The sequence below is a fragment of the Streptomyces sp. NPDC001568 genome, from assembly GCF_042893755.1.
Classification (GTDB): Bacteria; Actinomycetota; Actinomycetes; order Streptomycetales; family Streptomycetaceae; genus Streptomyces.
This window is the reverse complement of record NZ_JBIAVF010000001.1, coordinates 25,048-50,073: the sequence shown is the minus strand read 5'-3', so window position 1 is coordinate 50,073 and position 25,026 is coordinate 25,048. Positions and strand designations below refer to the sequence as shown.

Sequence of the window (25,026 nt, the reverse complement as noted above, 5' to 3'; positions counted from 1 at the left end):
CTTACTTCTCCTTCTTGGCGCCGTAGCGGCTGCGGGCCTGCTTGCGGTTCTTGACAGCCTGGGTGTCAAGCGCACCGCGGATGATCTTGTAACGAACACCCGGCAGGTCCTTCACACGGCCACCACGCACGAGCACGATCGAGTGCTCCTGCAGGTTGTGTCCCTCACCCGGAATGTAAGCGGTGACCTCGATGCCGGAGGTCAGACGCACACGCGCGACCTTACGGAGCGCCGAGTTCGGCTTCTTCGGGGTGGTCGTGAACACACGCGTGCAGACGCCGCGACGCTGGGGCGAAGCCTCAAGCGCGGGGGTCTTTGTCTTCTCGACCTTGTCCTGCCGGCCCTTACGGACCAGCTGCTGGATCGTAGGCACTACTTCTCCGGTTTCTGTGTGCCGTGTAGTGAAACTAACCTGGAACATTGCCGACCCACGCGGTCGGGTGTGTCGGATCCGGCGGACCTCCGCGCAAGCACGGAAACGCATGGATCGCGGTGGCCGATGCGGGCTCAGGTGCGGTTGATGGACACGCACAGGAGCCCAGGCACACCCCAGGCACAAGGTCTGAGCGTACCCACCGCATCCACTCCGGTCAAAACATAAGCCTCGCCGCCCCGACCGCCGCACCCCCACAGCTCAGGCGCCGCACGGGCGTACGCCCCCTGAGGCGGGCCGGCCGCGCGGAGTTCGAACCGGCGTGGTAGGGCGGGCCAACTACACTTCCAGCGAATCCCAGCGAGTCAGTCCAAAAACGTACGAGCGCCAGGAGCAGGACATTGGGGACGGTCACCTCGGAGCCGAAGACGGCCGGAAGTCCGCCTCCCGACGGCGGCCGGAGCCCCTCGGCGCGCCGCCGCACCCCCCTGACCGGCCTCTACGGTCCGCTCCTCGCGTTCCTGGTCACCTCGGGCGCGTTCTGCGCGGCCTGGGTGGCGCGCGGCACCTTCCCCTTCGGCAACACCGGTCGGGCCCTCAACGACCAGGCCAACCAGTACGTCCCGTTCCACCGCGCGCTCTGGGACCTGGTCCACGGCCAGGCCGCCGGGGACGTCCTGTTCACCTGGCGCGGAGGCTTCGGACAACAGTTCCTGTCCGACTACTACACGTACCTCGGCAACCCGTTCTCCTGGCTGGCCGTACTCGTTCCGCGCGAGCACGTGGACCTGGCCGTCTTCGCGATCACCCCGATCACCATGGGCACGGCCGCCGCGCTGATGACGGTGTACCTCGGCAAACTCCAGCCCGGCCCGTGGTGGCAGCGGGGGGTGCTCGGGGCGACGTACGGACTGTGCGGCTGGGCGCTGAGCGACGCCTCGTACATCCCGATGTGGCTGTGGGGCCTGGTGGCCCTGCCGCTGCTCGGTATCGCCGTCGAGTGGTGCCTGGAGGGGCGCCGGTGGCCTGGGGTGGCCCTGCTGGTCTCCCTCGCCTGGTTCGGCAACTTCTACACCGCGATGATGGCGACGATGGCCGCCTGCGTGCTCCTCGCCATCCGCCTGATCACCCTCGACCTGACGGGCGCCCAACGGCTGCGGGCCCTGGCCCGGGCGGCCACCGCGGCGGTGACGGGCATCCTGCTGACGCTGCCCCTGCTGCTGCCGTCGTTCCTGTCCAGCGGGGCGGCGCAGCCCACCGGGGCGGGCGCCTTCGACCCGGTGCGGATCGAGGTCTTCCTCGCGGGGATGCTGCCGGCGACGCACCTGTGGGGCGGCCGGCCCCGGCTCTACATCGCCTCGCTCGGCCTGATCCTGGCCGCCGCCTTCCTCTTCAACACCGCCATCGCGAAGCGGACGCGGCTGGTGTGGGCGGCCGCGACCCTGCTGGTCGTCGTCTCCTTCCAGTTCCCGCCGACGCAGTACCTGTGGCACGGGCTGGCCGTGCCCAACGGCAACCCGTACCGCGAGGCGTTCGTCTTCAGCGGCATGGTCGTGGTCCTGGCCTGGCTGTCGTTGGCCAACCGGCCCCGCCCGCTCCACCTGGCGCTCGCCGCCGCGCTGCTGGTCGTGGCGACCTTCGTGCTCCGCCGCACCGACGACTTCGGCGGCTGGACGTGGCCCGCGGTCCTCGGGGGCGGCGCGCTCTCGCTGCTGGCCCTGGTCCTCCTCGGGCTCGGCGAGAAGCGCCGGTTCCTGGTTCCGGTGGCCGCCGCCCTGATGGTCGCCGTGGTGTTCGCCGAGTCCACGGCCGCCGCGGCCAACGCGGACGCCCGCCGCGCGCGCGAACGCTGGGCGAAGCCGGCCGCGACCTCCAGCCAGTCGATCACCAACCACTTCGAGGCCGTCCGAGGGGTGGACGGATGGCCCGCCCACCGGACGGACTCGGGCGCGCCGCAGACCTCGTACAACGATGCCTTGGCCCTCCGGGCGGAGGGCCCGCAGTACTACAGCAGCTACCTGCCGGAGGCCACGTACCGGGCCCTGGAGCCGCTGGGCTACGGCTACAAGAACGACGGCCGGACCTTCTTCGGCGCCGACAACCCGGTGCTCGACGCGATCTTCTCGATCGGCGCCCGGGTCCGCCCGGGCCCCGCTCCCGACTCCTGGACGGGCACCACCTTCCCGGCGCCGCCCCTGGTCACCCTCCGCTCGACCCCGTACACCTCCCCGAACCCCGCGGACAGCGTCTACGCCCGCCAGGAGAACGTCCTGGGCGCCACGGTGTACCGCGTCCCCGAGGTCCGCAGCGGCGGCACCGCCACCGCGCAGACGTACGCCGCCCGGTGCACCCCCGGTTCCGAGGCCTTCTGGTACTCCCCCGAGCTCTACGGGAACCTCACGTACGGTTCCTCCCGCCGCGCGTTGGAGGACCGCATGAGCGGCGTCGTCCCCCTGGGTCCCGTCCCCGCCTCGGGCGCCGTCGCGGTCACCGTCGACACCCGGACCGAGAACGCCACGGCCGGCGCCCACCCCATCGGCTGCCTGGACCGGGCCGCCCTGGACGCCCGGATCCGCGACCTGACCGCCACCGGCGCCACCTCCGTCGACGCGGGCGGCCACACCATCGAGGCCACCCTCCCCCGCGGCGCCTCGGGCACCGCCGTCCTGGCCATGACGAACGTCCCGGGCTGGCAGTGCTCCGCCCCGATCCGCCCCTTCCACGGCCTGGTCGCCCTGGACGTCGCCCCCGGCACCTCGAAGGTCTCCTGCACCTTCACCCCGAAGGGCCTCACCCCGGGCCTGGCAGCCGCCGCCCTGGCCCTCCTCACCCTCGCCTCGGTCACCACCACCGCGTACGTCCGCCGACGGCGCGAGAAGAACGCGTAGCGGCCCCGCGAGTGAGCCCCCCGGCCGGACGGCCGGGGGGCTCACTCGTACCCGGGCACGGGACGGACCGGTCCCCGGGGAACGCCGCAGGGCGGCCACCCTCTCGGGTGACCGCCCTGCGTTTACCGCTCTGTTGCGACTCAGCCGTTGTACGGGCCGTAGTCGTAGTCCTCCAGCGGGACCGCCTGGCCGGAGCCGGTGCCGAAGGGCGAGTAGTCGATGTCGTCGTAACCGACGGCCGAGTACATCGCTGCCTTGGCTTCCTCGGTCGGCTCCACCCGGATGTTGCGGTAGCGGGCGAGACCCGTACCGGCCGGGATGAGCTTACCGATGATGACGTTCTCCTTGAGGCCGATGAGGCTGTCGGACTTGGCGTTGATCGCCGCATCCGTCAGGACTCGGGTCGTCTCCTGGAAGGAGGCGGCCGACAGCCAGGATTCCGTCGCCAGCGAGGCCTTGGTGATACCCATCAGCTGCGGACGACCGGAGGCGGGGTGACCGCCCTCGGTGACCACACGACGGTTCTCGGTCTCGAACTTCGAGCGCTCGACGAGCTCGCCCGGCAGGAGCTCCGCGTCGCCGGACTCGATGATCGTCACGCGGCGCAGCATCTGCCGGATGATGATCTCGATGTGCTTGTCGTGGATCGACACGCCCTGCGAGTTGTAGACCTTCTGGACTTCGCCGACCAGGTGGACCTGGACGGCACGCTGGCCGAGGATGCGCAGCACGTCGTGCGGGTTGGTGGCACCCATGGTGAGCTTCTGGCCCACCTCGACGTGGTCGCCCTCGTGCACGATGACCTTGGCGCGCTTGGAGATCGGGAACGCCGTCTCCTCGCTGCCGTCGTCGGGCGTGATGACGATCTTCTTCGTCTTCTCGGTCTCCTCGATCCGCACGCGGCCGGCGGCCTCGGAGATCGGGGCGACACCCTTCGGGGTACGGGCCTCGAAGAGCTCGACGACACGCGGCAGACCCTGCGTGATGTCGTCACCGGCCACACCACCGGTGTGGAAGGTACGCATCGTCAGCTGGGTACCGGGCTCACCGATGGACTGGGCGGCGATGATGCCGACCGCCTCACCGATGTCGACCAGCTTGCCGGTGGCCAGCGAGCGGCCGTAGCAGAAGGCACAGGTGCCGACCGCGGACTCGCAGGTCAGGACCGAGCGGGTCTTGACCTCCTCGACGCCGTTCGCGATGAGGGCGTCGATGAGCACGTCACCGAGGTCCACGTTCGCCGGCGCGATGACCTTGCCGTCGATGACGACGTCCTCGGCCAGCATGCGGGCGTACACGGAGGTCTCGACGTCGTCCGCCTTGCGGAGGACACCCGCCTCGTCCTTGACACCGATCTTGAGCTTGAGGCCGCGCTCGGTGCCGCAGTCCTCCTCGCGGATGATGACGTCCTGCGAGACGTCCACCAGACGACGGGTGAGGTAACCCGAGTCGGCGGTACGCAGGGCGGTGTCCGCCAGACCCTTACGGGCACCGTGCGTGGAGATGAAGTACTCCAGAACGGTGAGGCCCTCACGGAAGGACGCCTTGATCGGACGCGGGATGGTCTCGTTCTTCGCGTTCGACACCAGACCACGCATACCGGCGATCTGTCGCATCTGCATCATGTTTCCTCGGGCACCCGAGTCAACCATCATGAAGATGGGGTTCGTCTTGGGGAAGTTCGCGTTCATCGCCTCGGCGACCTCGTTGGTCGCCTGCGTCCAGATCTGGATGAGCTCCTGAGTGCGCTCCTCCTTGGTGATCAGACCGCGCTCGTACTGCTTCTGGACCTTCTCGTCCTTGGCCTCGTAGCCCGCGACGATTTCCTTCTTCGCCTCGGGAACCACGACGTCGGAGATGGCCACGGTGACGCCCGAACGGGTCGCCCAGTGGAAGCCGGCCGCCTTCAGGTTGTCGAGCGTCGCCGCCACGATGACCTTGGGGTAGCGCTCCGCCAGGTCGTTGACGATCTCGGAGAGCTGCTTCTTGCCCACCGAGTAGTCGACGAACGGGTAGTCCTCGGGCAGCAGCTCGTTGAAGAGCGCGCGACCCAGGGTCGTCTTCAGACGGAAGCTGTCGCCCGGCTGGAACTCTCGTTCCCCGACGACGTCGTCGCCGCTCTCGGCGACCGGCGGCACCCAACCACGCGGCGGGATGGTGCCCACCGGGAAGCGGATGTCGACGGACGACTGGAGCGCGAGCTCGCCGTTGTCGAACGCCATGGTCGCCTCGGCGGAGGAGCCGAACGCGCGGCCCTCACCCTTGACGTCACGGAGTTCACCGTCGGTGGTCAGGAAGAACAGACCGAGGACCATGTCCTGGGTCGGCATCGTGACCGGACGGCCGTCGGCCGGCTTCAGGATGTTGTTCGAGGACAGCATCAGGATGCGGGCCTCGGCCTGCGCCTCCGCGGAGAGCGGGAGGTGCACGGCCATCTGGTCACCGTCGAAGTCCGCGTTGAACGCGGTGCAGACGAGCGGGTGGATCTGGATGGCCTTGCCTTCGACCAGCTGGGGCTCGAAGGCCTGGATGCCGAGGCGGTGCAGCGTGGGCGCACGGTTCAGGAGGACCGGGTGCTCGGCGATGACCTCTTCGAGGACGTCGTAGACGACCGTGCGGCCGCGCTCGACCATCCGCTTCGCCGACTTGATGTTCTGCGCGTGGTTCAGGTCGACCAGGCGCTTCATCACGAACGGCTTGAAGAGCTCCAGCGCCATGGCCTTGGGCAGACCACACTGGTGCAGCTTCAGCTGCGGACCGACGACGATCACGGAACGCGCGGAGTAGTCCACGCGCTTGCCGAGGAGGTTCTGACGGAATCGACCCTGCTTGCCCTTCAGCATGTCGCTGAGGGACTTCAGGGGACGGTTACCGGGACCGGTCACCGGACGACCACGACGACCGTTGTCGAAGAGGGCGTCGACGGCCTCCTGGAGCATGCGCTTCTCGTTGTTCACGATGATCTCGGGGGCACCGAGGTCGAGAAGGCGCTTCAGGCGGTTGTTGCGGTTGATCACGCGGCGGTACAGGTCGTTCAGGTCGGAGGTCGCGAAGCGGCCACCGTCCAGCTGCACCATCGGACGGAGGTCCGGCGGGATCACCGGCACGCAGTCCAGAACCATGCCCTTGGGGCTGTTGCTGGTCTGCAGGAACGCGGAGACGACCTTGAGGCGCTTGAGCGCACGGGTCTTCTTCTGGCCCTTGCCGGTACGGATGATCTCGCGGAGGCGCTCGGCCTCCTCCTCGAGGTCGAAGGACTCCAGGCGCTTCTGCAGCGCCGCGGCACCCATCGAACCGTCGAAGTACGTACCGAAGCGGTCGCGCAGCTCGCGGTAGAGCAGCTCGTCGCCCTCGAGGTCCTGGACCTTGAGGTTCTTGAAGCGGTTCCACACCTCGTCGAGGCGGTCGATCTCGCGCTGGGCGCGGTCACGGAGCTGCTTCATCTCGCGCTCGGCACCTTCGCGCACCTTGCGGCGTACGTCGGCCTTCGCGCCCTCGGCCTCGAGCTCGGCCAGGTCGGTCTCGAGCTTCTTGGCGCGGCCTTCGAGGTCGGAGTCGCGGCGGTTCTCGATCTGCTGGCGCTCGACGGAGACGTGGGCCTCCAGCGACGGCAGGTCGCGGGTGCGGCGCTCGTCGTCCACGAACGTGATCATGTACGCGGCGAAGTAGATGACCTTCTCGAGGTCCTTCGGCGCGAGGTCCAGCAGGTATCCGAGGCGCGACGGGACGCCCTTGAAGTACCAGATGTGGGTGACGGGAGCGGCAAGCTCGATGTGGCCCATCCGCTCACGACGCACCTTGGCGCGCGTGACCTCGACGCCACAGCGTTCACAGATGATGCCCTTGAAGCGGACACGCTTGTACTTGCCGCAGTAGCACTCCCAGTCCCGGGTCGGACCGAAGATCTTCTCGCAGAAGAGTCCGTCCTTCTCGGGCTTGAGCGTGCGGTAGTTGATGGTCTCCGGCTTCTTGACCTCGCCGTGGGACCAGGTTCGGATGTCGTCCGCGGTGGCAAGGCCGATCCGCAGCTCGTCGAAGAAGTTGACGTCGAGCACTGTGCGTCAATCCCTCTTTCGGGGTCGAGTCTCAATCATGGTCTGAACGGTCCCGGGGATGACGGGGGGCTCTTGAGCGAGCCCCCCGTCAGGCCCGTCAGACCTCTTCGACGCTGCTCGGCTCACGCCGGGACAGGTCGATACCGAGCTCCTCCGCCGCGCGGAAGACGTCCTCGTCGGTGTCGCGCATCTCGATGGACATGCCGTCCGAGGACAGCACCTCCACGTTGAGGCAGAGCGACTGCATTTCCTTGATGAGCACCTTGAAGGACTCGGGAATGCCCGGCTCGGGGATGTTCTCGCCCTTGACGATGGCCTCGTAGACCTTCACGCGGCCGGTGACGTCATCGGACTTGATGGTCAGCAGCTCCTGGAGGGCGTAAGCGGCGCCATAAGCCTCGAGCGCCCACACCTCCATCTCACCGAAGCGCTGGCCACCGAACTGCGCCTTACCACCCAGCGGCTGCTGCGTGATCATCGAGTACGGACCGGTCGACCGCGCGTGGAGCTTGTCGTCGACCAGGTGGTGGAGCTTGAGGATGTACATGTACCCGATGGAGATCGGGTCCGGGAACGGCTCGCCGGAGCGGCCGTCGAACAGACGCGCCTTGCCGGACGGGAGGACCAGGCGGTCACCGTCGCGGTTCGGGATGGTGTGCTCGAACAGACCCGTGAGCTCGTCCTCGCGGGCACCGTCGAACACCGGGGTGGCGACGTTGGTGCCGGGCTCGACGCGGTCGGCGCCGATGACCTTGAGGCGCTCGGCCCACTCCTCGCCGAGACCGGAGACGTCCCAGCCGCGGCTGGCGAGCCAGCCGAGGTGGATCTCCAGGACCTGACCCGGGTTCATTCGGGACGGGACACCCAGCGGGTTCAGGATGATGTCGACCGGCGTGCCGTCCTCAAGGAAGGGCATGTCCTCGATCGGAAGGATCTTGGAGATGACACCCTTGTTGCCGTGACGGCCGGCGAGCTTGTCACCATCGGTGATCTTGCGCTTCTGGGCGACGTAGACGCGGACCAGCTGGTTCACGCCCGGAGGAAGCTCGTCGCCCTCCTCGCGGTCGAAGACGCGGACGCCGATGACCTTGCCGATCTCACCGTGAGGAACCTTGAGCGAGGTGTCACGCACCTCGCGGGCCTTCTCACCGAAGATCGCGCGGAGCAGACGCTCCTCCGGGGTCAGCTCGGTCTCGCCCTTGGGCGTGACCTTGCCGACCAGGATGTCGCCGGCGACGACGTCCGCACCGATGCGGATGATGCCGCGCTCGTCGAGGTCGGCGAGGACCTCTTCGGAGACGTTCGGGATGTCCCGGGTGATCTCCTCGGGGCCCAGCTTGGTGTCACGGGCGTCGACCTCGTGCTCCTCGATGTGGATCGAGGAGAGGACGTCGTCCTGTACGAGGCGCTGCGACAGGATGATCGCGTCCTCGTAGTTGTGACCTTCCCAGGGCATGAACGCCACGAGCAGGTTCTTGCCGAGGGCCATTTCGCCCTCTTCGGTCGCGGGACCGTCGGCGAGGACCTGGGACTCGATGATCCGGTCACCCTCGTTGACGATGACCTTCTGGTTGACCGAGGTGCCCTGGTTCGAGCGGGAGAACTTGGCGACGCGGTACGTGGTGTACGTGCCGTCGTCGTTGGCGACGGTGATGTAGTCGGCCGAGACCTCCTGGACGACACCGTCCTTCTCCGCACGGATCGAGTCACCGGCGTCGACCGCACAGCGGTACTCCATGCCGGTGCCGACGAGCGGCGCTTCCGCCTTGATGAGCGGAACGGCCTGGCGCATCATGTTCGCGCCCATGAGGGCGCGGTTGGCGTCGTCGTGCTCCAGGAAGGGGATCATCGCGGTCGCGACGGACACCATCTGGCGCGGGGAGACGTCCATGTAGTCGACGTCGTCGCCGGCGATGTAGTCGATCTCGCCGCCACGACGACGAACCAGTACGCGGTTCTCGGTGAAGCGCATCTCGTCGTTCAGGCCGGCGTTGGCCTGGGCGATGACGAAGCGGTCTTCCTCGTCGGCCGTCAGGTAGTCGACGTCGTCGGTGACGACACCCTCGATGACCTTGCGGTACGGGGTCTCGACGAAACCGAACGCGTTGACGCGACCGTAGGACGCGAGCGAGCCGATCAGACCGATGTTCGGGCCTTCGGGGGTCTCGATCGGGCACATGCGGCCGTAGTGCGACGGGTGGACGTCTCGGACCTCGAAGCCGGCCCGCTCACGGGACAGACCACCGGGGCCCAGCGCCGACAGACGGCGCTTGTGGGTCAGGCCCGACAGCGGGTTGTTCTGGTCCATGAACTGCGACAGCTGGCTGGTGCCGAAGAACTCCTTGATGGAGGCGACGACCGGCCGGATGTTGATCAGGGTCTGCGGCGTGATCGCCTCGACGTCCTGGGTCGTCATCCGCTCGCGGACGACGCGCTCCATACGAGCCAGACCCGTGCGGACCTGGTTCTGGATGAGCTCGCCGACGTTGCGCAGACGACGGTTGCCGAAGTGGTCGATGTCGTCGGTCTCGACGACGATCGAACGGCCGGACTCGCCGGTCGTCTCGGTCTCACCCGCGTGCAGCTTGACCAGGTACTTGATCGTCGCGATGACGTCGTCGGTGGTGAGCACACCGGCGTCGAGCGGCTCGTCGGCGCCGAGCTTCTTGTTCACCTTGTAGCGGCCGACCTTCGCGAGGTCGTAGCGCTTCGGGTTGAAGTAGAGGTTCTCGAGCAGCGTCTGAGCGGCCTCGCGGGTCGGCGGTTCGCCCGGGCGCAGCTTGCGGTAGATGTCGAGCAGCGCGTCGTCCTGGCCCTGGGTGTGGTCCTTCTCCAGGGTGGCGCGCATGGACTCGTACTCGCCGAACTCCTCCAGGATCTGCTCGGTGGTCCAGCCGAGAGCCTTCAGGAGGACGGTGACGGACTGCTTGCGCTTGCGGTCGATGCGGACACCGACCATGTCGCGCTTGTCGACCTCCATCTCCAGCCAGGCACCCCGGGAAGGGATGATCTTGGCGGAGAAGATGTCCTTGTCGGACGTCTTGTCGATGGAGGAGTCGAAGTAGACACCGGGGGAACGGACAAGCTGCGACACGACGACACGCTCGGTGCCGTTGATGACGAAGGTGCCCTTGTTGGTCATGAGCGGGAAGTCGCCCATGAAGACCGTCTGAGACTTGATCTCTCCGGTCTCGTTGTTCGTGAACTCGGCAGTGACGAACAGCGGAGCCGCGTACGTGAAGTCGCGCTCCTTGCACTCGTCGACAGAGTTCTTCGCCGGCTCGAAACGGTGGTCGCGGAAGGTCAGCGACATCGACCCGGAGAAGTCCTCGATCGGCGAGATCTCCTCGAAGATCTCTTCCAGACCGGACTTGGTGGGGACGTCCTGTCCACTCTCAAGCGCCGACTCGACGCGAGACTTCCAGGCGGCGTTGCCGAGCAGCCAGTCAAAGCTCTCGGTCTGCAGCGCCAGGAGGTTCGGAACCTCGAGGGGCTCCTTGATCTTTGCAAAGGAGATGCGCAGCGGGGCGGTGCTGGCACCGTTGTTCGTATTGGTCGAGGCGTTGCGCGAGGCGGCCAAGAGGGGGTCCTTCCGAGGGCTCGGACTCACTACGCGCGTACCGGTCCCAGCCGACACGGAAGACGGACGTTCTCGATCCGGCAGAAAAGACCAGGTCGGAGACGATCAATCAGTGTGCTCAAGCGTGGGCATGCCCCTGGCGACGGGCAGGGGGCAGCTAACAGGCAGCGCAAAGGGTCAGTGTAGCCACTCGGCTCACTGATGTCCAGACCAGGTTTCCGGAAACCGGCAACAGGCCTTCCCCATGTCGTTTGAACTACCCCTGCCAACGCTCGGCATCGCACACAGAGCGCGTATCAGTACTGCCCTCTTCGTAACCGATCCATGCCTGGTATTTCGAATCCCACCGGGCGGAGTCGGCAACGGGACTGAGAATTGCGCGCCGCCGGCCGTTCGTCAAGGCCCCGTGCTCCGAGCGGATCATCTTCGGACCCTGCTCCGGGGCAACGATGATCACCCTACTCCCCAACGAGACCAGGGCAAATCAGGCACTGCGGGTACGCCAAAGGGCGACCACCCTTACGGGTGATCGCCCTTCGGAAGAGGCTTCGGAGAGCCTCAGAGGTGTTACTTGACCTCGACGCCGGCGCCGGCAGCCTTGAGGGCCTCGGCGGCCTTGTCAGCGGCCTCCTTGGCGACCTTCTCGAGGACGGGCTTCGGGGCGCCGTCAACCAGGTCCTTGGCTTCCTTCAGACCCAGGGAGGTCAGCTCGCGCACGACCTTGATGACCTGGATCTTCTTGTCGCCGGCACCGGTGAGGATGACGTCGAACTCGTCCTGCTCCTCAGCGGCCTCAACGGCGGCGGGGGCGCCCGGACCGGCAACGGCGACGGCCGCGGCGGCGGTGACGTCGAACTTCTCCTCGAACGCCTTAACGAACTCGGAGAGCTCGATGAGGGTGAGCTCCTCGAACTGGGCGAGGAGTTCGTCCTGGGTGAGCTTCGCCATGATGGGCGATCCTTCCACTAAATCGGCAGGTGCCGGATGTATATAGAGGCGGGCGTAACGGCCCGCTACGACCCACGCACTAGGCGGCGTGGATCAGTGCGCGAGCCGAATTACTCGGCACCGCCCTGCTCGGCGAGCTTGACGCGAAGCGCTTCCGCGGTGCGGACGAACTTCGACGGCAGCGCCTGGAAGAGCGAGGCAGCCTGGGACTGCTTGCCCTTGAACGCGCCGGCCAGCTTGCTGAGCAGAACCTCGCGGGACTCGAGGTCCGCAAGCTTCTTGATCTCATCGGCGGTGAGCGCCTTACCATCAAGGACACCCGCCTTGATGATGAGGTTGGGGTTGTCCTTGGCGAAGTCACGCAGGCTCTTCGCCGACTCCACCGGGTCACCGGTGATGAAGGCGACCGCGGTCGGACCAGCGAAGTGCTCGTCCAGCGCGGTGATCCCGGCCTGGTTGGCCGCAATCTTGGTCAGCGTGTTCTTCACCACGGCGTACTGGGCGTTCTCACCGAGCGAACGACGCAGCGTCTTGAGCTGCGCAACGGTGAGACCCCGGTACTCGGTCAGCACAGCGGCGTTCGAGCTCTGGAACTGGTCCGTGAGCTCGGCTACCGCGGCAGCCTTGTCGGGCCTTGCCATAGAGCGTCGGCCTCCTTCCGGGTGATGAGGACCGCTCAGAAGGGGCTGAACAAAACGAAACGCCCCGGCGCAAGCGCACGGGGCGTAAGCTCGACCGAATCACTCCGGGAGCTTCTCCACGAACACCTGCGCAGGACGTCCGCACTCAGCGGATCCTTCGGCCGCCACGCTCTTGCGAGCACGGCAACGACCAGCGGTCTTTGGCTTCTGGTGAAGCGTACGTGAAGCGGTCCAGTCGAGGCAAATCGCCTCAGGGACGCTTGAGGCCGCCCTGTCCGGCTTCCCTCAGCTTCCGGTCCGCCTCGCCCAGGATGCGTTCGGTCTCCTTGAGGCTCGCGTCGATGCCCTTCAACGCGTCGTCGAAGTCGGTCACCTGGTCGGCGGGCGGTGCGACCACCGGCGCCGTCGTCCCGTACCCCGAGAACTTCGCCGTGGTCCTCGCCGTACCGTCCCCGACGGTACGCACCGTGTCGACGCGCACGGGATGGCCGTCCTTGCCGATCCACAGGTCGATGTCGTAGGTCTTGACGTCCCTGACCGCCTCTTGGAGGTAGCGCCGGTTCGCCTCCTCCATCACCTTGGTGGACTCGTCGGCCCTGAGCAGGTCCTCGTGGGTGAGGGCGGCCCTGTAGTGCTCGGCGGCGACGCCGTCGAGCTGCTCCGTGCCGACGCGCGTGACCTTCTGCTGGCCGAGGAGGAGCGCGAGGTACTCGGCGGGGTCGTCGTTGAGCCGGGGCCGGGGCGCACCGTCCTTGGTCAGGTTCATCTTCATCCAGGGCTTGCCCTGCACGGGCTTGTCCGAGTGGGTGTAGACGACGCCGTCCATCAGGATCTGGAAGCCCGCGGTGCCCGGGGCGCCGCCCTTGACCGCGATGCCGGTGCTGTTCGGGTACCAACCCTTCGCCCCGACGACCTGGTCCGGCGTACCTTCGCTCCCGGTGGCGGTCATCTCCACCGCGGCGAACCGGGCGACCACCGTCTTCTGGTACGAGAGCTTCACGACGTCGGCGGGGGCGGCCTCCTTCACCTGGGTCGCGTTCGCCCCGCGCCGGTCCCCGGCGGCCCCGTCCCGGTCCCCGCCGGCGTCCCCGCAGGCGGTGAGTCCCGCCGCGAGCAACGCCGCAACCGCCGTTGCCGTGCCGGCCCTGGTCAGGGTCCGTACAGCCGTGTTCATTCGTTCTCCCCCGTCATCGGAACTGGTACCGCGGTGCCGTAGAGGGCACTCAGGCGGTGCCGCCCGTGCTGCCCTTCATCATTTCTCCCAGGTCCATGACCTGATCGGCCGGCGGCGCCGTGACCTCGACGGGCTTGTTGACGTCGTGGAACTTGATGGTGACGTCCATCGGGCCCTCGGTGCCCTGGCCGCGGGTGCGGACCTGCTTGGTCTGGTCGGACTCGTCGATCCAGATGTCCATCGTCAGTTCCTTGATGCCCTGGGCCTCCAGCATCTTCAGGTTCTTCTCCTGGCGGGCCTTGGCCTCGGGCGTGGTGGCGGCGCTCGGATCCTTCAGCTGGTCCAGCGCGACCGTGCCCGTCAGGTGGGTGGTCTTCTGGCCGTCGATGGTCTCCTCGCCGACGGTCTTCAGGTCCTTGGACAGGCTCAGGTCGTTCGCCTTGTCGCCCGGGTTCTCGCCCTGTTGGCCGCCGCCGAGGGCGTCCAGCTGCTTGGCCTGGTCCGGAGCCAGGGCCTTCAGGTCGAACTTCATCCACTTGCCCTCGCTGCCCAGGTAGAGCGCGCCGTCGAGGAGGCGGATGCCGACGTCCTGCCCGGGCGTCTGGGGCGAGGCCATCGTCATGGACATCGCGACGTCGGGCTTCAGGCGCATGGCGGCCTCGCCGGAGATCGCGTTGCCCGCGGCGGTGCCGGACATGGTGTACCGCAGCGAGGTGATCTCCGCGGACTTCTTCTTCGTCTTCTCCAGGAACGCGGCCGGCGCCATCGCGGGCGTCGCCGGGGCCGACGTGGACGGTGCCGGAGCCGCGGCGCCGTCCTTCTTCGCGGCGTTCCCGTCCTCGCACGCCGTGGCCCCGCCCACGAGCAGTACGGCGGTCAGCGCGGCGCCGATGGTCTTCCTGCGGTATGCAGACATGAAGGTCCCCACCCCTTGTGTGATCGTCATTTGGTATCGACTTTACGTTCCCGTCACGTACGAACGCGCGGCCATTACGGGTTCCGCGGTCCTCTGTGGCGCGGAACACGAAAAACGGGCCCCCCGCCGCCCGTTGAGGGTGGTGGGGGGCCCGCTCAGTGGTACCGCGAGCCGGTCAGGCTCAGACCGCGGCCGGGTCTTCCTCGACGAGGAGGTTCCGGGTGCGGTTCGAGTCCAGGGCGATGCCCGGACCCATCGTGGTGCTCAGGGCGGCCTTCTTGATGTAGCGGCCCTTCGCGGCGGACGGCTTCAGACGGATGATCTCGTCCAGGGCCGCCGCGTAGTTCTCGACCAGCTGCTCATCGGAGAAGGAGACCTTGCCGATGATGAAGTGCAGGTTCGAGTGCTTGTCGACGCGGAACTCGATCTTGCCACCCTTGATCTCGGTGACAGCCTTGGCGACGTCCATCGTGACGGTGCCGGTCTTCGGGTTCGGCATGAGGCCACGGGGACCGAGCACGCGGCCGAGGCGGCCGACCTTGCCCATGAGGTCCGGCGTGGCGACAACGGCGTCGAACTCGTTCAGGCGGTTGCCCTTGGCGATCTCGTTGATCAGCTCGTCGTCGCCGACAATGTCGGCGCCGGCGGCTTCCGCGGCCGCTGCACGGTCACCGGTCGCGAAGACCAGGACCCGGGCGGTCTTGCCGGTGCCGTGCGGGAGGTTCACGGTGCCACGGACCATCTGGTCGGCCTTGCGCGGGTCGACACCCAGGCGGAAGGCGACCTCGACGGTGCTGTCGAACTTGGTCGCGGAGGTCTCCTTGGCGAGACGGACGGCCTCGAGCGGGGCGTAGAACTTGTCCCGGTCGATCTTGGCGTCCGCAGCGCGGAGAGTCTTGCTGCGCTTCACTTCTGCTCCTGTGTAGTGACTTCAGGCGTGGAGTCGTGGTGCGGACCAGCGCTTGGCCCTACCACTGTCGTGCTGGGTGGCTGAATCAGCCTTCGACCGTGATGCCCATCGAACGCGCGGTGCCGGCGATGATCTTCTCGGCGGCGTCGATGTCGTTCGCGTTGAGGTCAGGCATCTTGATCGTGGCGATCTCGCGGACCTGGTCACGCGTGAGCTTCGCGACCTTGGTCTTGTGCGGCTCGCCGGAGCCCTTCTCCACGCCCGCGCTCTTCAGGATGAGACGCGCGGCCGGCGGAGTCTTGGTGATGAAGGTGAAGGAACGGTCGTCGTAGACCGTGATCTCCACCGGCACGACCATGCCACGCTGCGACTCGGTCGCGGCGTTGTAGGCCTTGCAGAACTCCATGATGTTGACGCCGTGCTGACCGAGCGCGGGGCCGACCGGCGGAGCCGGGTTGGCCGCACCGGCCTTGATCTGGAGCTTGATAAGCCCCGTGATCTTCTTCTTCTTGGGAGGCATTGCTCTCTCCGGGTCCTAGTGAGAGTTTTCAGCCGCCAACCGGTCATCCGGATGGAGGCATACCGCACCACGATAACGGGTACTGGTGCGGGGCTAAAAACCGAGCAGGTCAGACCCCCCTTTACGGGGTGATCTGACCTGCTTCGGAAGCGTCGTTCAGAAGATCCGGATCAGCGGAGCTGGATCAGTTCTTCTGGATCTGGTCGAAGCTCAGCTCGACCGGCGTCTCGCGGCCGAAGATCTCGACGAGACCCTTGACCTTCTTCGAGTCCGGGTTGATCTCGTTGATGGTCGCCTGGAGCGTCGCGAACGGGCCGTCGGTGACGGTGACCGAGTCGCCGACCTCGAAGTCCAGGACCTCGATGGTGCGCTTCACGGCGGGAGCCGGCAGACCCGCGGCCTCGGCGGCGGCCTTGTCGGCCTTCTCCTTCGCCTCCGGCGCGAGCATCTTGACGATCTCGTCCAGGGTCAGCGGGTACGGGTCGTACGCGTTGCCCACGAAGCCGGTGACACCGGGGGTGTTGCGGACGACGCCCCAGGACTCGTTCGTCAGATCCATGCGGACGAGAACGTAACCGGGCAGCTTGTTCTGCCGGACGTTCTTGCGCTCGCCGTTCTTGATCTGGACGATCTCTTCCTCGGGCACCTCGGCCTGGTAGATGAACTCCTCGACGTTCAGCGAGACGGCACGCTGCTCCAGGTTCGCCTTCACGCGCTTCTCGTAGCCCGCGTAGGTGTGGATGACGTACCACTCGCCGGGGAGCAGGCGCAGCTCGTCGCGCAGGGCCTGGGTGGGGTCGACGGGCTCGGCGGGGACGGCCTCCTCGGCCTCCTCGACGTTCTCGTCGTCGGCGTCGTCCGCGACGGCTTCGGCCTCGGCGTCGTCAGCGTCCGCGGCCTCTTCGACCTCGGCGTCGTCCTCAGCCTCGGCGTCGACCTCGTCCTCGACGTGCAGCGCGGCCTCTTCGGCGGCGATGCCCGCGTCGGCGTCGGCGAGCTCGGCTTCATCGGGGTCCACAGCGTCGGCAGCCTCGACGATGTCGAGCTGGTCCTCAACGGACTCGACGGACTCGACGGACTCGTCGCTCACGTTCAGGTTCGGGTCAGACACGGTGGCTGCTTCTTCCTGGATACAAAAGGTGGTGGAACATGCGAAAACGGGCGGCACCCATCAAGGCGCCGCCCTCCGCGGGGATCAGCCGAAGACGAACTTGATGGCTTCCTGGAACCCATAGTCAATCACGGTCACCAGACCGATCATGATGACGACGAAGACAATCACCACGGTGGTGTACGTCGTGAGTTGGTTACGAGTGGGCCAAACGACCTTGCGGAGCTCCGCGACGATCTGACGGTAGAAGAGCGCGAGCCGGCCCAGAGGGCCCTTCTTGCCGCGCTTACCGCCCTTGCGGGCCTTCTTCTCGCGAGTGTCGTCCTCGGCGTCAGGCATGTCGATGGAGCCCAGGGCGTCCGTCATGTCTCTCACCTGAATCCGGGTCGTGGCCGTAGCCGCGCCCGGTTGCGCCGCACGGCGTTGCATCGAAGTACGTACCTGCGCACACATCCGAGAAGGAGTGTGGAGCAGGGCCGGAGGGACTCGAACCCCCAACCGCTGGTTTTGGAGACCAGTGCTCTACCAATTGAGCTACGACCCTTTGCGTTCCCCAACCTACCGCATCCGAGCGAGTGCACGGAGTGCTCACGTTTCGGACGGTCGGCGAGGACCAACGACAGGTGAGTGTACGTGGTCCGGGACCTGACGTCGAACAGAAGAGATCCGGACCTGCTCCGTCCGGTCCCTGAAACGGTGTGCGGGCCTTCTGGGCCGTCTGGGACGATTGGCCGCATGACCTCTGCAACGCCTTCCTCCGAGCGCCGGGTGTCCGCCCGTATCGGCGCCATTTCCGAGTCCGCCACCCTCGCCGTCGACGCCAAGGCCAAGGCCCTCAAGGCCGCCGGGCGTCCGGTGATCGGCTTCGGTGCGGGCGAGCCCGACTTCCCCACCCCGGACTACATCGTCGAGGCGGCGGTCGAGGCCTGCCGCAACCCGAAGTACCACCGCTACACGCCCGCCGGCGGCCTCCCCGAGCTGAAGGCCGCGATCGCCGCGAAGACGCTGCGCGACTCCGGCTACGAGGTGGACGCGTCCCAGGTCCTGGTGACCAACGGCGGCAAGCAGGCCATCTACGAGGCGTTCGCGGCCATCCTCGACCCGGGTGACGAGGTCATCGTCCCGGCCCCGTACTGGACCACCTACCCGGAGTCGATCCGCCTCGCGGGCGGCGTACCGGTCGAGGTCGTCGCCGACGAGACCACCGGGTACCGGGTCTCCGTCGAGCAGCTGGAGGCCGCGCGCACCGAGCGCACCAAGGTCGTCCTCTTCGTCTCCCCGTCCAACCCGACGGGCGCCGTCTACACCGAGGCCGACGCCGAGGCCATCGGCCGCTGGGCCGCCGACAAGGGCCTGTGGGTCCTGACGGACGAGATCTACGAGCACCTGGTCTACGGCGACGCCAAGTTCGTCTCGCTCCCGGCGATCGTCCCCGAGCTCGCCGACAAGTGCATCATCGTCAACGGCGTCGCCAAGACGTACGCGATGACCGGTTGGCGCGTGGGCTGGATCATCGGCCCGAAGGACGTCGTGAAGGCCGCGACGAACCTGCAGTCGCACGCCACCTCCAACGTCTCCAACGTGGCCCAGGTCGCGGCGCTCGCCGCCGTCTCCGGCAACCTGGACGCCGTCCACGAGATGCGCACCGCCTTCGACCGCCGCCGCCAGACCATCGTGCGGATGCTGAACGAGATCGACGGCGTGTTCTGCCCGACCCCCGAGGGCGCGTTCTACGCGTACCCGTCGGTCAAGGAGGTGCTCGGCAAGGAGATCCGCGGCAAGCGCCCGCAGACCTCCGTCGAGCTCGCCGCGCTGATCCTGGACGAGGCCGAGGTCGCGGTCGTTCCGGGCGAGGCCTTCGGCACTCCCGGCTACCTGCGCCTCTCGTACGCCCTGGGCGACGAGGACCTGGTCGAGGGCGTGTCCCGGATCCAGAAGCTGCTCGCCGAGGCCAAGGCCTAGGCCGCGCGGTAGGAAGCGGTACGGAGCGGCGTCGTCCCGGTGGGGCGGCGCCGCTCCGTCGTTCCCGCGGCCGGCCCGCGCGGGCCCCCAGCAGCTCATATTTACGTTCGGGCAAGGTCCCGTTCAGGGAAAGCGGCTGCCGATCGGGTGACAAGTACGGCAGGATCACCAGATGGAGCACGTACGCGATCTCACGCTTCTGCCGAAAGCCCACCTCCACCTGCACTTCACCGGGTCCATGCGCCCCTCGACGCTGCTGGAGCTGGCCGACAAGTACGGCGTCCGCCTGCCCGAGGCCCTGACCAGCGGCGAACCCCCCCAACTCCGTGCCACCGACGAACGCGGCTGGTTCCGCTTCCAGCGGCTCTACGACACCGCCCGGTCCTGCCTGCGCGAGCCCGACGACATCCGCCGGCTGGTCCGCGAGGCCGCCGAGGAGGACGTCCGCGACGGCAGCGGTTGGCTGGAGATCCAGGTCGATCCGACCTCCTACGCCCCCCTGCTGGGCGGCATGATCCCGGCCGTCGAGATCATCCTCGACGCCGTCGACGCGGCCTCCCGGGAGACCGGTCTCGGCATGCGCGTCGTCATCGCCGCGAACCGCATGAAGCACCCGCTCGACGCCCGCACCCTCGCCCGTCTCGCCGTCCGCTACGCCGACCGCGGCATCGTCGGCTTCGGGCTCTCCAACGACGAACGCCGCGGCATGGCCCGCGACTTCGACCGGGCCTTCGCCATCGCCCGCGAGGGCGGCCTGCTCGCGGCCCCGCACGGCGGCGAGCTGAGCGGGCCCTCCTCCGTCCGGGACTGCCTGGACGACCTGCACGCCGCCCGCATCGGGCACGGCGTACGGGCCGCCGAGGACCCGCGGCTGCTCAAACGGCTGGCCGACCGGCAGATCACCTGCGAGGTCTGCCCGGCCTCCAACATCGCCCTCGGGGTGTACCAGCGGCCGGAGGACGTGCCGCTGCGCACCCTCTTCGAGGCCGGTGTGCCGATGGCGCTGGGCGCGGACGACCCGCTGCTGTTCGGTTCGCGGCTGGCGGCCCAGTACGAGTTCGCCCGCCGCCACCACGGGTTCACGGACGCGGAGCTGGCCGAGTTGGCCCGGCAGTCGGTGCGCGGTTCGGCGGCGCCGGACGACGTCCAGGCCAAGTTGTTGGACGGGATCGACCACTGGCTCAGCGGGTGAGCCGCAGGTCGCCCTCGTAGCAGTCGGCCCGGACCCGGTGGCCGCCGGGGAAGCCGATCTCCAGGTGGGTGCGGCCCTGCTCGGGCAGGGCGAACTCGGCGACGGAGGCGATCGTGCGCCCGACATGGGGCAGGAACGGGTGGTCCCCGAGGTCCTCGCCGACCTCGATGCGGCCCCACTCCCCCAGGTCGTAGGGCTCGTGCGGGGCCGCCGCCTCGACGATGAGGCACCGGTCGGAGCCGGTGGTGATCCGCGTGGAGTCGCCGACGCTGTCGATCAGCCACACGTCGAGCGGTGCCTCGGAGCGTTCGCCGTCACAGACGTGCCAGGACGCGACGACCCGGCTGATCTCGCGGCCCACCAGGCGCGTGGGATCGGTGCCGGCCCCGTGCTGGGGGCAGTTCATGTCAGATGCGGACGCCGACCGTCACCGGCTCGTTGACGAGCGTGACGCCGAAGGCCTCGTGGACGCCGGCGACGACCTCGCGGGCCAGCGCGAGGAGGTCCTCGGTGGTGGCCTCGCCGCGGTTGGTCAGGGCCAGGGTGTGCTTGGTGGAGATCCTGGCGGGGCCGGTGCCGTAGCCCTTGGTGAAGCCCGCCTTGTCGATCAGCCAGGCCGCGCTGGTCTTCGTACGCCCTTCGCCGGCCGGGTAGGCGGGCGGGGCCGTGTCGGAGCCGAGCCGGTCCTGGGCGCGGGCGAGGAAGGCGGCGTACGCCTCGTCCGTCAGGATCGGGTTGTGGAAGAAGGAGCCGGCCGACCAGGTGTCGTGGTCGGTGGGGTCGAGGACCATGCCCTTGCCGGCGCGCAGGCGCAGCACCGTCTCGCGGGCGGCGGCGGCCGGGACCCGGTCGCCGGCGCCGACGCCGAGGGCGCGGGCCGTTTCCGGGTACTTGATCGGGGCGGAGAGGCCGCCCGCGTCCTCCAGGGCGAAGCGCACGCGCAGGACGACGTACCGGTCGGGCTGGTCCTTGAAGGTGCTGTTGCGGTAGCGGAAGTCGCACTCGGCGGCGGTCAGGGTGACCGTCTCGCCGCTGGTGCGGTCGTAGGCCACGACCTCCGTGATGGTGTCGCAGACCTCCTGCCCGTACGCGCCGACGTTCTGGATCGGGGTCGCGCCGGCCGAGCCGGGGATCCCCGCCAGGCACTCGATGCCCGCGAGTCCGGCGTCGACGGTGCGGGCGACGGCGTCGCTCCAGTTCTCGCCCGCGGCGAGCTCCAGGCGGGTGCCGTCGAGGACGAACCCGGTCGTCGCGATGCGCAGGGCGGTGCCGTCGAAGCCCTGGTCACCGATGACCAGGTTGCTGCCGCCGCCGATGACCAGCAGCGGCGTGCCACTGGCGTCCGCGGCGCGAACGGCGTCGACGACCTCGGCGTCGGTGGTCGCGGTGATCAGCCGGGCCGCGGGGCCGCCGAGGCGGAAGGTGGTCAGCGGGGCGAGGGGGGCGTCGTGGAGTTCCTGCACGAGCACAAGAGTACGGTCCGTCCCCCTCGCATCCCGGCGGGGCACTCAGTGGGCCCGCTTCCGCTCGGCCAGACGGCGCTCGGCCTCCGCCCAGCCGAGGGGCAGTTCGCGGGCCCGCACGGTCCAGAAGGTGAACTCGGCCTCCTTCGTATAGGCGGCCGCGGCGCGCGCCGAGGCGCGGTGCGGATCACTGGCCGCGAATCGCTGGAGGGCCTCGCGGTCCTCCCAGGCGGACAGGGTGAGGAAGGTCCGCCGCAGGACCCGGGCCCGCAGGGCGGCGCCGTGCGCACCGGGCGCCTTGCGGACCTGGGCGATGATGCCGGGCGCCTTGAGGAAGAACCTCAGCGCTCCGAGGAGGCTGTCGGTCTCGAAGCGGGAGGCCATGACGTGGACCTCGGCGTCGGGGTCGGCCTGGGTGGGCGTGTACCAGGGGACGTCGGGCATGACGGGCTCCTTCGCGATGCGTCGTCGTACGGAACTTCGCGTGCGGGCGGTGCTGCGGTTCTCCCGGCCGCGCCCGGGCGTCGGGCCCGGCCGGCGAGCGGCGCCTCAGCCGGCGACGGGCACCTTCCGGACCTCGGCGGCCGGCTGCGCCCCGGTCCGGGGCCCGCTGCCCCGACGCGGCACGAGCAGCGCGAACCCGGCGGCGAGGGCGACGGCGACGGCCCCGATCCACAGCGCGGGGACGGTCCCGTCGGTGAAGGCCTGCGGGGTCTCGTAGCCGCCCTGGGCGGAGAACACGGAGGCGAGGACGGCCACGCCGAGGGCCCCGCCGACCTCGCGGAGGGCGTTGTTGGTCCCGGAGGCCTTGCCCTGGTCGGCGGGGCGCACCGTGGACATGAGCACGTTGGCGGCCGGGGCGAAGTAGAGGGCCATGCCGATCCCGCTGAGGATCAGCGCCGGCAGTTGGGCGGCGTAGGAGACGTCCGTGCTCAGGATCACGGCGAACCAGCCGAGCCCGACGGCCTGGAACGCCAGCCCGGCGGCGACGACGGGCCGCCCGCCGATCCGGTCGGAGAGGATCCCGGCGAGCGGCGCCACGATCATCGGCATGCCGGTCCAGGGGAGCATGCGCAGGCCGGCTTCGGTGGGCGAGTAGCCGACGACCCCTTGGAGGAACTGGCTGAGCAGGAAGATCGAGCCGAACATGCCGAGGAACATGAGCAGGCCCGCGACGTTGATCCCGAGGAACCCGCGGTCACGGAAGAGCCGCATGGGCAGCACGGGGTCGGCGGCGCGCATGCCGTGCCGGATGAAGGCGCCGATGAGCGCGCCGCCCGCTATGAGGCCGGTGAGGACGGGCGCGCTGGTCCAGCCGTCGGCGTTGGCGTTGACCAGTGCGTAGACGATGCCGAAGAGACCGGCGCTGATCAGCAGGGTGCCGGGCACGTCGAGACGGGCGTTCGGCGCGGTGGACTCGGCGAGGCGCAGGCGGGCGAGGGGGATCAGGGCGAGGCCGATGGGAACGTTCAGCCAGAAGATCCACTGCCAGGAGATGTGCTCGGTGAGCGTGCCCCCGATGAGGGGACCACTGGCGACGGCGAGCCCCGTCACGGCCCCGTAGATCCCGAGGGCCATGCCCCTACGGGCGGCCGGGACGGCGACGGTGAGCAGCGTGAGGGTGAGCGGCATCATGATCGCCGCCCCGACGCCCTGGACGGCGCGGGCTGCGATGAGCGCGTCGATGCCGGGCGAGAGCGCCGCCGCGGCGGAGGAGGCCGTGAATATCCCGAGCCCGATGATGAAGAGCCGCCGCCGACCGAACCGGTCCCCGAGGGCGGAGCCGAACATGAGCAGGACGGCGAAGGTCAGCGTGTAGGCGTTCACCGTCCACTCCAGGTCCTCCAACTTCCCGCCGAGGTCGGAACGGATCGCGGGGAGGGCGGTGGTGACGACGAGGTTGTCGAGCGCGGCCATGAAACTGGCTGCGCCGGTGAGGACGAGTGCCCAGATGGCGGGCGCTCCGAGGGCTGGTTGGGTGGGTTGGGTACTCATGGTGGTTGGTTCCCCCTGGTCGATTTTAGGTAGTGACTGCTTACTAACTTTTGTGTGCAGACGTCGCCGGCGGGCGGGTCGGGAAATGGCAGGCCCGGAAGGCCGGGGCGGAAACCGGAGGCGGGAGGGGCGGACTCAGCCCTGCGGGGACTCGCGGGCGGCATGGTCGGCCCCGGAGAGCCAGCACCCTTCCCACACCCGGTGCCCGGGCGGGAATCCGAGGGCCGAAAGGGTGTTGATGAGCATCCCGTACGCCATGAAGGAACCCGCCTGCGCGCTGTCGCCACCCAGGGGCATCCGCACGGTGTCCCAGAGGTCCATCCAGCCGGCCCGGACCAGTTCCCCGAACTCCTTCTCCCCCGCGGCTTCGGCAGCCGCCACGGTCACGTACACCTGGAGCTGCATCTGAAGCTTGTCGGGCTGCTCGGCGATCAGCGTCAGGTACGCCGCCCCCATGGCATCCAGGGCCTCCGCACCACTGAGCCCCTTCGCCGCCTCCTCGAAGACCAGCCTGATCTCCTCCATGCACCGGGTGGTGGCGGCGAGGAACATGGCCTGCTTGTTGGGAAAGAGCCGGAACAAGTACGGCTGCGAAACCCCGACCCGCTTGGCGATCGCCTCGGTGGACGTCCCGTAGTAGCCACCACGCGCAAACTCGCACATGGCCGCCCGCACGACACTCTCGCGCCGCTCTTCCGCACTCATCCTTGCCATGGCCTTAAGTTAGTGCTCAATCACTAACTTGGTCAAGGGGTGGGGGGTGGGAGCGAGGGAGGAGGGGGCGGGGCGAGGTCTGCGGGGCGGGGCCGGTGTGGCGGGGTCGGGGGCGTCGGGGTGCGGGTGGTCGGGGTTCCGGACACCGGGTCGGGGTTCCGGTGGGGGCGGGATCTCGTTGATCCGGATCAGGGTGGGTTTGGTGGTTTCCCGCCGGTCTCATCGTCTCCCCGTGCCGTACCGGTCCCTCAAGGGCGCTCCCTTCGGTCGCGTCGCTTCGCGATGGCCTTCGGCCACCCTTGACCGACCGGCACGTCCCGGAAAGCCGAAGACCGACGGGAACCCCCCAAAAGAACGGTCACGGGTCAGAGGAGCAGGAGCAGCTCCCTCAGTGACGAGACGAGGGACCGTGCGTCGGCCGGCAGGGCATGCGGGCACGTCACAGCCCCTCTCCACACCCGACAGACGACCAAGGCCCCTACCCGCCCGTCAGGACGACGACATCAACCTGGAGTGCAGGGAGGGCGGGGATACGCGCCGGTTCGCCGTGTCCCGTCGCCCGGTCAAGCGTCCGACGACCGTCC

At 68.4% G+C, this 25,026-nt stretch carries 19 protein-coding genes and 1 tRNA gene; 3 read left to right on the top strand and 17 right to left on the bottom strand.

What is annotated here, in order from left to right; translation table 11 throughout:
- Position 1 precedes the first annotated feature (1 nt).
- Positions 2–373: a 30S ribosomal protein S12 gene (rpsL, locus tag ACFY0I_RS00240; protein WP_007265893.1), complete on the bottom strand. Its 372-nt coding sequence runs from the start codon at positions 371–373 to the stop codon at positions 2–4.
- 401 nt (positions 374–774) lie between these two features.
- On the opposite strand from rpsL, the gene ACFY0I_RS00235 reads away from it, so the two are divergent.
- Positions 775–3,261 carry a YfhO family protein gene (locus ACFY0I_RS00235; RefSeq protein ID WP_388888058.1) on the top strand — a complete coding sequence of 829 codons (2,487 nt, stop codon included), beginning with the start codon at positions 775–777 and terminating at the stop codon, positions 3,259–3,261.
- 140 nt (positions 3,262–3,401) lie between these two features.
- Here ACFY0I_RS00235 and ACFY0I_RS00230 read toward each other — a convergent pair whose 3' ends face one another.
- The 11 genes from ACFY0I_RS00230 to ACFY0I_RS00180 all read right to left on the bottom strand — a co-directional run bounded on the left by ACFY0I_RS00230 (position 3,402) and on the right by ACFY0I_RS00180 (position 17,660).
- Positions 3,402–7,316, bottom strand: a complete 3,915-nt coding sequence (locus tag ACFY0I_RS00230; protein ID WP_388888056.1) for a DNA-directed RNA polymerase subunit beta' — start codon at positions 7,314–7,316, stop codon at positions 3,402–3,404.
- Positions 7,317–7,413: 97 nt separating this feature from the next.
- Entirely contained in the window at positions 7,414–10,896 is a 3,483-nt protein-coding gene (rpoB, locus tag ACFY0I_RS00225) for a DNA-directed RNA polymerase subunit beta (protein ID WP_281204226.1), read from the bottom strand.
- A 567-nt stretch (positions 10,897–11,463) separates the two neighbouring features.
- Positions 11,464–11,844: a 50S ribosomal protein L7/L12 gene (gene rplL, locus ACFY0I_RS00220; RefSeq protein WP_281204225.1), complete on the bottom strand. Its 381-nt coding sequence runs from the start codon at positions 11,842–11,844 to the stop codon at positions 11,464–11,466.
- Positions 11,845–11,954: 110 nt separating this feature from the next.
- A complete protein-coding gene (gene rplJ / locus ACFY0I_RS00215) occupies positions 11,955–12,485 on the bottom strand; it encodes a 50S ribosomal protein L10 (protein WP_030710304.1) in 531 nt (176 codons plus the stop codon).
- A gap of 250 nt (positions 12,486–12,735) precedes the next feature.
- Positions 12,736–13,659, bottom strand: a complete 924-nt coding sequence (locus ACFY0I_RS00210; RefSeq protein ID WP_388888053.1) for a hypothetical protein — start codon at positions 13,657–13,659, stop codon at positions 12,736–12,738.
- Positions 13,660–13,708: 49 nt separating this feature from the next.
- Complete coding sequence (locus tag ACFY0I_RS00205; protein ID WP_388888050.1) at positions 13,709–14,605, bottom strand: LppX_LprAFG lipoprotein; 897 nt, start codon at positions 14,603–14,605, stop codon at positions 13,709–13,711.
- A gap of 151 nt (positions 14,606–14,756) precedes the next feature.
- Positions 14,757–15,485, bottom strand: a complete 729-nt coding sequence (rplA, locus tag ACFY0I_RS00200; RefSeq protein WP_281204222.1) for a 50S ribosomal protein L1 — start codon at positions 15,483–15,485, stop codon at positions 14,757–14,759.
- A gap of 85 nt (positions 15,486–15,570) precedes the next feature.
- A complete protein-coding gene (rplK, locus tag ACFY0I_RS00195) occupies positions 15,571–16,005 on the bottom strand; it encodes a 50S ribosomal protein L11 (protein ID WP_351821568.1) in 435 nt (144 codons plus the stop codon).
- Between the two features lie 184 nt (positions 16,006–16,189).
- Positions 16,190–17,116: a transcription termination/antitermination protein NusG gene (gene nusG / locus ACFY0I_RS00190; RefSeq protein WP_388888047.1), complete on the bottom strand. Its 927-nt coding sequence runs from the start codon at positions 17,114–17,116 to the stop codon at positions 16,190–16,192.
- Between the two features lie 84 nt (positions 17,117–17,200).
- Positions 17,201–17,482 carry a preprotein translocase subunit SecE gene (gene secE / locus ACFY0I_RS00185; protein WP_030298162.1) on the bottom strand — a complete coding sequence of 94 codons (282 nt, stop codon included), beginning with the start codon at positions 17,480–17,482 and terminating at the stop codon, positions 17,201–17,203.
- 105 nt (positions 17,483–17,587) lie between these two features.
- Positions 17,588–17,660, bottom strand: a tRNA-Trp gene (locus ACFY0I_RS00180).
- 191 nt (positions 17,661–17,851) lie between these two features.
- On the opposite strand from ACFY0I_RS00180, the gene ACFY0I_RS00175 reads away from it, so the two are divergent.
- Together ACFY0I_RS00175 and ACFY0I_RS00170 are read left to right on the top strand one after the other, a co-directional pair.
- Positions 17,852–19,078, top strand: a complete 1,227-nt coding sequence (locus ACFY0I_RS00175) for a pyridoxal phosphate-dependent aminotransferase (RefSeq protein WP_388888044.1) — start codon at positions 17,852–17,854, stop codon at positions 19,076–19,078.
- A 172-nt stretch (positions 19,079–19,250) separates the two neighbouring features.
- Positions 19,251–20,270, top strand: a complete 1,020-nt coding sequence (locus ACFY0I_RS00170; RefSeq protein ID WP_388888042.1) for an adenosine deaminase — start codon at positions 19,251–19,253, stop codon at positions 20,268–20,270.
- Here the strand turns inward: ACFY0I_RS00170 and ACFY0I_RS00165 are convergent.
- The 5 genes from ACFY0I_RS00165 to ACFY0I_RS00145 all read right to left on the bottom strand — a co-directional run bounded on the left by ACFY0I_RS00165 (position 20,260) and on the right by ACFY0I_RS00145 (position 24,442).
- On the bottom strand, positions 20,260–20,676 hold the full coding sequence (locus ACFY0I_RS00165; protein WP_388888039.1) for a hypothetical protein: 417 nt from the start codon (positions 20,674–20,676) through the stop codon (positions 20,260–20,262). The genes ACFY0I_RS00170 and ACFY0I_RS00165 overlap by 11 nt on opposite strands.
- Position 20,677: 1 nt before the next feature.
- Complete coding sequence (locus ACFY0I_RS00160; protein ID WP_388888036.1) at positions 20,678–21,733, bottom strand: UDP-N-acetylmuramate dehydrogenase; 1,056 nt, start codon at positions 21,731–21,733, stop codon at positions 20,678–20,680.
- Between the two features lie 45 nt (positions 21,734–21,778).
- On the bottom strand, positions 21,779–22,177 hold the full coding sequence (locus tag ACFY0I_RS00155) for a DUF3291 domain-containing protein (RefSeq protein WP_388888034.1): 399 nt from the start codon (positions 22,175–22,177) through the stop codon (positions 21,779–21,781).
- 105 nt (positions 22,178–22,282) lie between these two features.
- Positions 22,283–23,728, bottom strand: a complete 1,446-nt coding sequence (locus ACFY0I_RS00150) for a DHA2 family efflux MFS transporter permease subunit (RefSeq protein WP_388888032.1) — start codon at positions 23,726–23,728, stop codon at positions 22,283–22,285.
- A 135-nt stretch (positions 23,729–23,863) separates the two neighbouring features.
- Positions 23,864–24,442, bottom strand: coding sequence for a TetR/AcrR family transcriptional regulator (locus ACFY0I_RS00145; RefSeq protein ID WP_388888029.1), 579 nt, complete (start codon positions 24,440–24,442; stop codon positions 23,864–23,866).
- Between the last annotated feature and the right edge of the window lie 584 nt (positions 24,443–25,026).

Excerpts from the sequence above, each read along its gene's own strand:
- rplL (WP_281204225.1), bottom strand. The coding sequence starts at position 11,844 with ATGGCGAAGCTCACCCAGGACGAACTCCTCGCCCAGTTCGAGGAGCTC.
- rplJ (WP_030710304.1), bottom strand. The coding sequence starts at position 12,485 with ATGGCAAGGCCCGACAAGGCTGCCGCGGTAGCCGAGCTCACGGACCAG.
- ACFY0I_RS00210 (WP_388888053.1), bottom strand. The coding sequence starts at position 13,659 with ATGAACACGGCTGTACGGACCCTGACCAGGGCCGGCACGGCAACGGCG.
- ACFY0I_RS00205 (WP_388888050.1), bottom strand. The coding sequence starts at position 14,605 with ATGACGATCACACAAGGGGTGGGGACCTTCATGTCTGCATACCGCAGG.
- rplK (WP_351821568.1), bottom strand. The coding sequence starts at position 16,005 with ATGCCTCCCAAGAAGAAGAAGATCACGGGGCTTATCAAGCTCCAGATC.
- secE (WP_030298162.1), bottom strand. The coding sequence starts at position 17,482 with ATGACGGACGCCCTGGGCTCCATCGACATGCCTGACGCCGAGGACGAC.
- ACFY0I_RS00175 (WP_388888044.1), top strand. The coding sequence starts at position 17,852 with ATGACCTCTGCAACGCCTTCCTCCGAGCGCCGGGTGTCCGCCCGTATC.
- ACFY0I_RS00170 (WP_388888042.1), top strand. The coding sequence starts at position 19,251 with ATGGAGCACGTACGCGATCTCACGCTTCTGCCGAAAGCCCACCTCCAC.
- ACFY0I_RS00165 (WP_388888039.1), bottom strand. The coding sequence starts at position 20,676 with ATGAACTGCCCCCAGCACGGGGCCGGCACCGATCCCACGCGCCTGGTG.
- ACFY0I_RS00155 (WP_388888034.1), bottom strand. The coding sequence starts at position 22,177 with ATGCCCGACGTCCCCTGGTACACGCCCACCCAGGCCGACCCCGACGCC.
- ACFY0I_RS00150 (WP_388888032.1), bottom strand. The coding sequence starts at position 23,728 with ATGAGTACCCAACCCACCCAACCAGCCCTCGGAGCGCCCGCCATCTGG.
- ACFY0I_RS00145 (WP_388888029.1), bottom strand. The coding sequence starts at position 24,442 with ATGGCAAGGATGAGTGCGGAAGAGCGGCGCGAGAGTGTCGTGCGGGCG.